General features: G+C 67.6%; 6 protein-coding genes. 4 read left to right on the top strand and 2 right to left on the bottom strand.

Features of this window, described 5'->3' with window-relative positions:
• Positions 1–539 precede the first annotated feature (539 nt).
• Together N5D20_RS23070 and gshB are read right to left on the bottom strand one after the other, a co-directional pair.
• Complete coding sequence (locus tag N5D20_RS23070; RefSeq protein WP_197579825.1) at positions 540–1424, bottom strand: energy transducer TonB; 885 nt, start codon at positions 1422–1424, stop codon at positions 540–542.
• Positions 1424–2371, bottom strand: a complete 948-nt coding sequence (gene gshB / locus N5D20_RS23065) for a glutathione synthase (protein WP_019338700.1) — start codon at positions 2369–2371, stop codon at positions 1424–1426. The genes N5D20_RS23070 and gshB overlap by 1 nt, the downstream gene beginning before the upstream one ends.
• Before the next feature lie 240 nt (positions 2372–2611).
• Here gshB and pilG point away from each other — a divergent pair, with 240 nt between their 5' ends.
• From pilG to N5D20_RS23045, 4 genes are read left to right on the top strand one after another with little or no spacing between them, the layout of a single operon-like run.
• A complete protein-coding gene (pilG, locus tag N5D20_RS23060) occupies positions 2612–3013 on the top strand; it encodes a twitching motility response regulator PilG (RefSeq protein ID WP_005418455.1) in 402 nt (133 codons plus the stop codon).
• A gap of 18 nt (positions 3014–3031) precedes the next feature.
• Positions 3032–3394, top strand: a complete 363-nt coding sequence (locus N5D20_RS23055) for a response regulator (protein ID WP_005410717.1) — start codon at positions 3032–3034, stop codon at positions 3392–3394.
• Positions 3394–3924, top strand: coding sequence for a chemotaxis protein CheW (locus tag N5D20_RS23050; protein ID WP_171955128.1), 531 nt, complete (start codon positions 3394–3396; stop codon positions 3922–3924). Before N5D20_RS23055 ends, N5D20_RS23050 begins: the two co-directional genes overlap by 1 nt.
• A gap of 41 nt (positions 3925–3965) precedes the next feature.
• On the top strand, positions 3966–6002 hold the full coding sequence (locus N5D20_RS23045; RefSeq protein ID WP_010482706.1) for a methyl-accepting chemotaxis protein: 2037 nt from the start codon (positions 3966–3968) through the stop codon (positions 6000–6002).
• The last annotated feature ends 29 nt before the right edge of the window (positions 6003–6031 follow it).

The raw sequence follows: 6031 nt of genomic DNA, 5'->3' as shown, positions 1-6031 counted from the left end.
TCCATGCGGCTCACGCCCCTGCGCAGCCCACCCGCCCGGCCACGGACAGTTTCCGTGTGCGTCCGCCACGGAAAATCAAAAAAGAGAATCAAAGTCAAAAGCGGGTCGCTTCGCTCGCATCCACGCGTTGCGTGGATGTGTGTCGACCAAGGTCGACACCTACCGATGATGCGCCGCGATCTGTCGGAGGTGGGGCGGTGTGGGCTTGCAGGACCGTTGGCGCCATGGGCCCGAGGCATGCCTCGGGCGGGTTGGGCAGGACGCCCAGCGCCCCGGTCTTGCCGTGTGCGCAGGACAGCGCACACGAGCAAGGCGCCATCGAGCCCCCAGGGGTGAGGGCGCTTTGGTTGCGAAGCACTGCTTCGCAAGCGCCCGAACGCACAGCCGCCAGCGGCTGGGCCGGTCTGGGGGTTTACGGCGTGTCCTGCAAGCCCACACCGCCCCGCCAGGTCCAGCATCCCCGCCGCCGCTTCTGCTGTTGCTTCGGCTGTGGCCGTTGCCTCTGCGGGTCCCGGGCCGCAGGCCCGGGTAACAAACCCCTACCGGTCGTCGTGCAGGGTGCCGCCAGGCAGGAACACCCACGTGCGGGTGACCTGCAGGATGTCGATTTCGTCTTCGGTCTTCGGCAACGGAGGGAACGGCTGGGCCAGCGTCACCACCCGCAGTGCTGCCTCATCCAGCAGCGGCGTCCCGCTCGAACGCAGGATCCGGCTGCTCTCCACGCTGCCATCGCGGCGCACGCCCACGCTGATCACCACCTGGCCACCGAGACGGCGCTGCCGCGCCTCATCCGGGTAATTCAGGTTGCCTACGCGCTCGGCGCGATCGACCCACGCGCGCAGGTAATTGGCATAGGCATATTCGCGCGTGCTGGCCGACACGAACTTGCGGTTCGGGCGCTTGGCGTACTGCGCCGAGCGCAGGTGCACTTCGGCGGCCAATCGCGCCATCTCCACGTCGCGCTGTTCGCGCGCGCTCAGCGGTGCGTCCGGTTCGGGCTGATCCGGCGTGGGCCGGGACTGCGCCTGCGTCACCATTTCTTCGCCATTGCGGCTGCTGACCACCCGTGCCTGCGGCGGTGGAACCGGCGCGGCCGATTGCTGCTGCTGTGGCACCGGGCTGAGTCCGGACTGGGCCTGGGGCACGATACCGGCTTGGTTGTCGCGCGGACGCTGTGCGCGGTCGTGCTCGCCACCGCCTTCCTGGTTGGCCGCGGCCAGGAAATCAGCCTGCTTCGGCGTCAGCGCGGTGCGGGTCTGGCTGAAGATCACTTCCAGCGTCGGCACCAGCGGTGCATCGCCCTTCACGGCGAAGCCCACGCCCAGGATCAGCAGGGCGTGGACCAGCACAGACAGCGCGATGGTCGCCCCCAGCCGTTGCGCTTCGCGCGGTGGCGGGGGCAGGACGGCAGGTGCGGACGGCATCAGCGCAGGCCGGCCTCGAGCGCGTCGAACAGCGTGCCGGCGATGTTCAGGCCGTACTGGGCGTCCAGTTCGCGCACGCAGGTCGGGCTGGTCACGTTGACCTCGGTCAGGTAGTCGCCGATCACGTCCAGTCCGACGAAGCGCATGCCACGACGCTTCATCTCCGGGCCGACCTGGGCGGCGATCCAGCGGTCGCGCTCGCTCAGCGGGCGGCCTTCACCGCGGCCGCCGGCGGCGAGGTTGCCGCGGAATTCGTCGCCCTGCGGGATGCGCGCCAGGCAGTAGTCGACCGGTTCGCCATCGACCAGCAGGATGCGCTTGTCGCCGGCGGTGATGTCGGGAATGAACTTCTGCGCCAGTGCCATCCTGTGGCCGCCGTCGGTCAGCGTTTCCAGAATCACGTTCAGGTTCGGGTCGCCCTGGCCGCTGCGGAAGATCGAGCGGCCGCCCATGCCATCCAGCGGCTTCAGGACGGCTTGGCCGTGTTCCAGGGCAAAGGCCTTCAGCGCCTTGGCGTCGCGGCTGACCAGGGTCGGCGGGCAGCATTGCGGGAACAGCAGGGCGGCCAGCTTCTCGTTGTAGTCGCGCAGGCCCTGCGGGTTGTTGACCACGCAGGCGCCGGCCGCTGCGGCCACGTCCAGCACCTGGGTGTCATAGATGTATTCGGCGTCGACCGGCGGGTCCTTGCGCATCAGCACGATCTGGCCGGGGCCGAATGCGGTGCGGCTGAATGCGCCCAGCTCATACCAGCCGGCCGGGTCGTCGCGCACCTGCAATGGTGCGGTCTGGGCCACCGCTACGCCACCCTCCAGGGCCAGGCCGCCCGGGCGCACATAGTGCAGGGCATGGCCGCGGCGCTGGGCTTCCAGCAGCATGGCGAAGGTGGTGTCCTTGGCGATCTTGATGTGGGCGATGGGGTCCATCACCACGATGACGTTCAACGGCATGGGCGCACCTGTCAGGCAAGGCGTTGATGGTAGCGGCAACGCCGCCCGCGCGCCTCCCCGCCGTACTGCAACGCAGCGTCCGCCCGGCGCCCGCGCACGCATTGCGAAACCCGTCACGTTCAGGAGGGTGCCATGCCCCGCGCCATGGGGCGGCCTTGAAGCGGGCGCGGAAAGTGCGATATAGATACGCTTTCGTAGCGGCCCCCGCCAGAGATCGGGCCGTGCGCTTGGGGATAGGCAATGACTGAAAACACGACTGCGGGCGGGGAACTCGCAGGACTCCGGGTGATGGTCATCGATGATTCGAAGACCATCCGCAGGACTGCGGAAACGCTGCTCAAGCGCGAAGGCTGCGAGGTGGTCACCGCCACCGACGGCTTCGAAGCGCTTGCGAAGATCGCAGACCAGCAACCGCAGATCATCTTCGTCGACATCATGATGCCGCGCCTGGACGGGTACCAGACCTGTGCGCTGATCAAGGGCAACCAGCTGTTCAAGGCGACCCCGGTCATCATGCTCTCGTCCAAGGATGGCCTGTTCGACAAGGCGCGGGGACGCATCGTCGGCTCGGAGCAGTACCTGACGAAGCCTTTCACGCGTGAAGAACTGCTGGGTGCCATCCGCACATACGTCAACGCCTGACCAGGGGGGAAAGGCACAATGGCTCGTATCGTTCTGATCGAGGATTCACCGACCGACCGCGCGGTGTTCACCCAGTGGCTGCGCCGTGCCGGCCATGAGGTGCTGGAAGCGGACAACGCCGAGGATGGACTGCAACTGGTACGCGACCAGGTGCCGCAGCTGGTGCTGATGGACGTGGTCCTGCCCGGCATGAGCGGCTTCCAGGCCACCCGTGCGATGGCCCGTGATGCGGCGATCAAGCACATCCCGGTGATCATCGTCAGCACCAAGGCGATGGAAACCGACAAGGCATGGGGCCTGCGCCAGGGCGCGGCCGATTACATCGTCAAGCCGCCGCGCGAGGATGAACTGATCGCGCGGATCAACGAACTGGTGGCCTGATGCGCTCGCCCTTCGACATTCTCGAAGCCTACGAACGGCGCAGCCTGGCCCACGCGGTGCAGCTGCCCGAGCGGCAGTTCGCCCAGGACCTTTGGCGTGGCGTGGGTTACCGCGTCGGCCAGCGCCGGCTGGTGTCCGATTTCCGCGAAGTGGTGGAAATCGTGCCGATGCCGCCGGTCACCCCGGTGCCGTGCGCACAGCCGTGGCTGCTGGGCGTGGGCAACCTGCGCGGCAACCTGTTCCCGGTGGTCGACCTGAAGTACTTCCTGGAAGGCACGCGTACCGTGCAGCAGGAAGGCCAGCGCGTGCTGATCATGCGCCAGGCCGGCGGCGACGTCGCGCTGACCATCGATGAGCTGTTCGGCCAGCGTAGTTTCGAACTGGACCAGCAGATCGAAGCCGGCACGCTGGCCGAAGGGCGTTACGGCCACTTCGTCGATCGCGCCTTCCACGCCGACGACCACGACTGGGGCGTGTTCTCGCTCTCGCTGCTGTCGCGTACCCCTGAATTCCGGCAAGCCGCGGCCTGAGGCCGGGCAACGCCCCCTGCATTGAAGATCGAGGTTGAACGATGAGTACTGCTTCGGACGCCACCAAGACCGGCAAGCTGCGGCTGGGCGGCAGCAACCTCTGGCTGTTCCTGCTGCTGGCATCGATGATCCTGTTCGGCGTCAACACCGGCGTCGCCACCTGGCAGGGCAGTCGCCTGGCCGATGCCGGTTCCAAGGCGGCCGACCTGCAGGTGCTGTCACAGCAGCTGGCCAACCAGGGCCGTGACGCGGTGGGCGGCAACGCGCAGGCGTTCACCGCCTTCAAGGCCACCCGCAACGCGATCGAACAGAACGTGTCGACCCTGCAGGGGCGCTACGGCAAGGAACCGGGCGTGTCCGGTGCGATCGCCACCCTGGGCGAAACCTGGGCGCCGCTGGGCAAGCAGGCCGGGCAGCTGGTCGCCAGTGAACCGGCGGTGCTGGCCCTGGCCGGCAACGCCAACAACTTCACCGGCGCCGTGCCGGGGCTACAGGCCCAGCTGAACGAGCTGGTGCGTGCGATGTCCGCTTCCGGCGCGCCGTCGTCGCAGGTGTACAGCGCCCTGCAGCAGGTGGTGGTGGCCGGCTCCATGGCCCGCCGCGTGACGGAAATGCGTGCCGGTGGCAGCGCCGCTGCCACCTCGGGCGATGCACTGGCCCGTGACATCACCGTGTTCTCTCAGGTGCTCGACGGCCTGCGCAACGGCAACGAGGAACTGGGCATCACCGCCGTGCGCGGTGCCGCCGCCGTGGCCGCGCTGGAGCAGTCGCAGCAGAAGTGGGAAGCGATGAAGCAGGACGCCGACGCGATCCTGGCCAGCTCGCGCCAGCTGTTCGCCGCGCAGTCGGCGGCCACCGCACTGGGCCAGGGTTCGGCGCACATGCTGGACGACAGCCGCAAGCTGTTCGAGGCGTTCTCCTCGTTCGGTTCGGTGTCCGATACCCGCCTGTTCCCGAATTTCTGGATCGGCGTGGTCTCCGGTGCGCTGTCGCTGATTGCGATCATCGGTTTCGTCTCCACCAACGTGCGCAGCCGCTCGCGCGAGCAGGAACTGCGCTACCAGACCCAGGTGGAGTTCAACAGCCGCAACCAGCAGGCGATCATGCGGCTGCTGGACGAAATTTCCTCGCTGGGTGAGGGCGACCTGACAGTGAAGGCCTCGGTGACCGAGGACATGACCGGCGCCATCGCCGACGCGATCAACTACGCCGTCGACGAGCTGCGCCACCTGGTGACCACCATCAACGACACCTCGGCCAAGGTCGCGCTGTCCACCCAGGAAACCCAGGCGACCGCCATGCAGCTGGCAGAGGCGGCGGGCCACCAGGCCAACCAGATCACTTCGGCTTCGGACCGCATCGGCGAAATCGCTGCGAGCATCGAACAGGTGTCGCGCAACTCGGCCGAGTCGGCCGACGTGGCGCAGCGCTCGGTGGTGATCGCCGCCGAGGGTGCCGGCGTGGTGCGCGAGACCATCCAGGGCATGGACCAGATCCGCGACCAGATCCAGGAAACCTCCAAGCGCATCAAGCGCCTGGGCGAGTCGTCGCAGGAAATCGGCTCGATCGTGGAACTGATCAACGACATTTCCGAGCAGACCAACATCCTGGCGTTGAACGCTGCGGTGCAGGCAGCGTCGGCCGGTGAAGCGGGCCGCGGCTTCGCGGTCGTGGCCGACGAAGTGCAGCGCCTGGCAGAACGTACCTCCGGCGCGACCCGACGCATCGAGAACCTGGTGCAGGCCATTCAGGCCGATACCAACGAAGCGGTCACCTCGATGGAACAGACCACCGCCGAAGTGGTGTCCGGTGCACGCCTGGCCGAGGACGCCGGCACCGCGCTGACCGAAATCGAACGCGTGTCCAATGCACTGAACACCCTCATCAAGAACATCTCCATCGCCGCCCAGCAGCAGTCCGCCGCGGCCTCGGACATCACCCGCACCATGGGCGTGATCCGGCAGATCACCGGCCAGACTTCGCAGGGTGCCGGGCAGACCGCCGAATCGATCGGCCACCTCGCGCAGCTGGCGGCCGACCTGCGTCGTTCGGTCGCCGACTTCAAGCTGCCGGCGTGACGCGGGCAGGGCGGCGAGCAAGGAACCAG

The organism is Stenotrophomonas sp. GD03877, assembly GCF_029840555.1.
GTDB classification, from domain to species: Bacteria; Pseudomonadota; Gammaproteobacteria; order Xanthomonadales; family Xanthomonadaceae; genus Stenotrophomonas; species Stenotrophomonas geniculata.
Note: the sequence above shows the minus strand (reverse complement) of the source record. Positions and strands in the feature narration are given on the sequence as shown.

Coding starts and splice junctions, on each gene's coding strand:
- N5D20_RS23070 (WP_197579825.1), bottom strand. CDS start 1,424: ATGCCGTCCGCACCTGCCGTCCTGCCCCCGCCACCGCGCGAAGCGCAA.
- gshB (WP_019338700.1), bottom strand. CDS start 2,371: ATGCCGTTGAACGTCATCGTGGTGATGGACCCCATCGCCCACATCAAG.
- pilG (WP_005418455.1), top strand. CDS start 2,612: ATGACTGAAAACACGACTGCGGGCGGGGAACTCGCAGGACTCCGGGTG.
- N5D20_RS23055 (WP_005410717.1), top strand. CDS start 3,032: ATGGCTCGTATCGTTCTGATCGAGGATTCACCGACCGACCGCGCGGTG.
- N5D20_RS23050 (WP_171955128.1), top strand. CDS start 3,394: ATGCGCTCGCCCTTCGACATTCTCGAAGCCTACGAACGGCGCAGCCTG.
- N5D20_RS23045 (WP_010482706.1), top strand. CDS start 3,966: ATGAGTACTGCTTCGGACGCCACCAAGACCGGCAAGCTGCGGCTGGGC.